The sequence below is a fragment of the Pseudomonas onubensis genome (genome assembly GCF_965653655.1).
Classification (GTDB): Bacteria; Pseudomonadota; Gammaproteobacteria; order Pseudomonadales; family Pseudomonadaceae; genus Aquipseudomonas.
The window spans coordinates 1-3,685 of sequence record NZ_CBFHAZ010000186.1; the positions used below are offsets into that span (position 1 = coordinate 1).

Genomic DNA, 3,685 nt, shown 5'->3' on the forward strand with positions numbered 1-3,685 from the left:
GCGGTGGTTCAGTCACCAGATGTATCAACTGATACACCGCTTTCGCGAGCAAGCCCGCTCCCACATGTTTAACCGCGTTCCTCCAGTCAGGTTACGCGTAGCTCTCGATCGATGGGCACGCACACACCAGGTTGCGGTCGCCGAACACGTTGTCGACCCGGCCAACCGGCGGCCAGTACTTGCCTTCGATCAACGACGCAACCGGGTACACCGCCTGTTCGCGGCTGTACGGGTGGCTCCACTCACCGACGATTTCAGCCGCCGTGTGCGGGGCGTTTTTCAGTGGGTTGTCGTCCTTGTCCAAGGTGCCGTTTTCGACCGCGCGAATTTCTTCGCGGATGGCAATCATGGCGTCACAGAAGCGGTCCAGTTCTTCCCTGGATTCGCTTTCGGTCGGCTCGATCATCAAGGTGCCCGCTACCGGGAACGACATGGTCGGCGCATGGAAACCAAAGTCGATCAGGCGCTTGGCCACGTCATCCACGCTGATGCCGCTGCTGTCTTTCAACGGGCGCAGGTCGAGGATGCATTCGTGCGCCACCAGGCCGTTGCTGCCGGTGTAGAGCACGGGGTAATGCTCTTCGAGGCGACGGGAAATGTAGTTGGCGTTCAGGATCGCCAGCTGCGAGGCGCGCTTGAGGCCCGCGCCGCCCATCATGCTGATGTACATCCAGGTGATCGGCAAAATGCTCGCGCTGCCAAATGGCGCCGCACACACCGCGCCTTCCTTGCGCTCCATGGCCGCGTGGCCTGGCAGGAATGGCGTGAGGTGGGATTTAACCCCAATCGGGCCAACGCCCGGGCCGCCACCGCCGTGCGGGATGCAGAAGGTTTTGTGCAGGTTCAGGTGGGACACGTCGCCACCGAACTTGCCCGGTGCGCACAGGCCGACCATTGCGTTCATGTTGGCGCCGTCGATGTACACCTGGCCGCCGTTGTCGTGAATGATGCCGCAGATTTCGCGGATGCCTTCTTCGAACACGCCGTGGGTGGACGGGTAGGTAATCATCAGCGCAGCGAGGTGCTCGCGGTGCTCGATGGCCTTGGCGCGCAGGTCTTCGATGTCGACGTTGCCGCGTGCATCGCAGGCGGTGACCACCACGCGCATACCGGCCATGTTGGCGGTCGCAGGGTTGGTGCCGTGGGCCGAAGACGGGATCAGGCAGATGTCGCGGCGTTCTTCGCCACGGCTCTGGTGGTAAGCACGAATGGCTAAGAGGCCTGCGTATTCACCTTGGGAACCGGCGTTCGGTTGCAGGGAGATGGCGTCGTAACCGGTGGCCGCGCAGAGCATGGCTTCCAGGTCGGAAGTCAGCTCCAGGTAGCCGGCGCTTTGTGCGGCCGGGGCGAAGGGGTGCAGTGCACCGAATTCGGCCCAGGTCACCGGGATCATTTCGCTGGCGGCGTTGAGTTTCATGGTGCACGAACCCAGCGGGATCATGGTGCGGTCCAGCGCCAGGTCCTTGTCGGCCAGCTTGCGCAGGTAGCGCATCAGCTCGGTTTCGGAATGGTAACGGTTGAACACCGGGTGGCTGAGGATCAGCGACTGGCGCAGCAGCGCCGCAGGCAAGGTGCTTTCGGTCGCAGCAAAGGCCGGCAGTGCCTGGCCGTCGGCGAAGATCGCCCACAAGGCTTCGATATCGGCCTGGGTGGTGGTTTCGTCGACCGACAGGCCAACGCGCTCGGCATCCACCACACGCAGGTTGATGCGCTGGGCGCGAGCCTTGTCGTGCAGGGCAGCAGTGTTGGCGCCGGTATTTAGGGTAATGGTGTCGAAGAAGTTTGCCTGCTCAACCTTAAGGCCCAGGGCGGTCAAGCCTTTGGCCAGGATCGCGGTCAGCTGGTGAATGCGTTGGGCGATCTGGGTCAGGCCTTTAGGGCCGTGGTACACGGCGTACATGCTGGCAATGTTGGCCAACAGGACCTGCGCGGTGCAGATGTTGCTGGTGGCTTTCTCGCGACGGATATGTTGCTCGCGGGTCTGCATGGCCAGGCGCAGGGCCGGCTTGCCGAAACGGTCGACCGACACACCGACCAGACGGCCGGGCATATCGCGCTTGAACGCATCCTTGGTGGAGAAGTACGCCGCGTGCGGGCCACCAAAGCCCAGCGGCACGCCAAAGCGTTGCGCGCTGCCGATGGCCACGTCGGCGCCGAACTCACCCGGCGGGGTCAGCAGGGTCAGGGCCAGCAGGTCGGCGGCCACGGCCACCAGTGCGTTGGCGGCGTGGAAACGCTCGGTCAGTTCGCGGTAATCAAACACATCACCGTTGCTGGCCGGGTATTGCAGCAGGGCGCCGAAGAACGCGCTGACGTCAGTCAGTTCACGCTCATCGCCCACTACCACGTCGATGCCCAATGGCTCGGCACGGGTGCGCAGCACGTCGAGGGTTTGCGGGTGGCTGTGGATCGAGGCGAAGAAGGCATTGCTGCTCTTGTTCTTGCTCAGGCGCTTGCAGAAGGTCATGGCTTCGGCGGCGGCGGTGGCTTCGTCGAGCAAGGAAGCGTTGGCGATCGGCAGGCCGGTGAGGTCGCTGATCAGGGTCTGGAAATTCAACAGCGCTTCCAGGCGGCCTTGGGAAATTTCGGGTTGATACGGGGTGTAGGCGGTGTACCAGGCCGGGTTTTCCAGCAGGTTGCGCAGGATCGGCGACGGCGTGTGGCAGTTGTAGTAGCCCTGGCCGATGTAGGTCTTGAACAGTTGGTTCTTGCCGGCGATGGCCTTGATCTTGGCCAGGGCCTGGGCTTCGCTCAGGCCGTCTTCCAGGCCGAGCACGCTGGTGCCCTTGATGCTTTCCGGGATCACGCTGGCGCTGAGGGCTTCGAGGGAATCAAAGCCCAGGCTTGCGAGCATCTGCTGCTCATCTTCCTGGCGCGGGCCGATGTGGCGGGCGATGAATTCGTTGGCGGTGCTGAGATTGATGGTCATGGTGCGCTCCTCAGGCTTCAGCGTTGGCTTTGATCAGACGGTCGTACGCATCCTGATCCAGCAGTTTAGCTACCGCCCCGGCATCAGCCGGTTTAAAGCGAAAGAACCAGCCTTCGCCCATCGGGTCTTCGTTAACCAGTTCCGGGCTGTCGCTCAGCTTGTCGTTCACTTCCAGCACTTCACCGCTCAAAGGCATGTACACGCCGCTGGCGGCTTTCACCGATTCCACGGTGGAGGCTTCGGCGCCCTTGTCGTAAGCCTGCAACTCCGGCAGTTGCACGAAAACCACATCACCCAGCGCGTTCTGCGCGAAAGCGGTGATACCCACGGTGACGCTGCCATCGGCTTCGGCGCGCAGCCATTCGTGATCTTCAGTGAAACGCAACTCGCTCATGGAAACTCCTCAGGGCCAGATTCGTCTGGTGGACGGGATTGGAATAATGGGGAGTTGCTTAGCAATATTGCGGCCAATGTTATTAAGTTGTTATAAATCAGTGACTTAACTATTTTGGCTATGACGATATGATTTTCTGCTGTAGCGATTTCGCTACACTCGGGCACACCAAAAAAAGCCTATGCGGATCAAAGCCTTGCATGGCGCGTAAAAAACAGGGTTGTAGCGATATCGTTACGCTGTAGCGCTTTCAGTACACTGGATGTCGTTTCTAGACTAGATTTGGAATGCAGTTCATGTGGGAGCGGGCTTGCTCGCGAATGCGGTGTGTCAGGCAGCTCATTTGCTGTCTCTTATACACA

At 61.0% G+C, this 3,685-nt stretch carries 2 protein-coding genes; both read right to left on the reverse strand.

What is annotated here, in order from left to right:
• Positions 1 to 91: 91 nt before the first annotated feature.
• The gene (gene gcvP / locus ACTD9P_RS29380; RefSeq protein WP_438870387.1) at positions 92 to 2,929 is read right to left on the reverse strand and encodes an aminomethyl-transferring glycine dehydrogenase; all 2,838 of its coding nucleotides are present in this window, start codon (positions 2,927 to 2,929) and stop codon (positions 92 to 94) included.
• Positions 2,930 to 2,939: 10 nt separating this feature from the next.
• The gene (gcvH, locus tag ACTD9P_RS29385; protein WP_438870388.1) at positions 2,940 to 3,323 is read right to left on the reverse strand and encodes a glycine cleavage system protein GcvH; all 384 of its coding nucleotides are present in this window, start codon (positions 3,321 to 3,323) and stop codon (positions 2,940 to 2,942) included.
• Between the last annotated feature and the right edge of the window lie 362 nt (positions 3,324 to 3,685).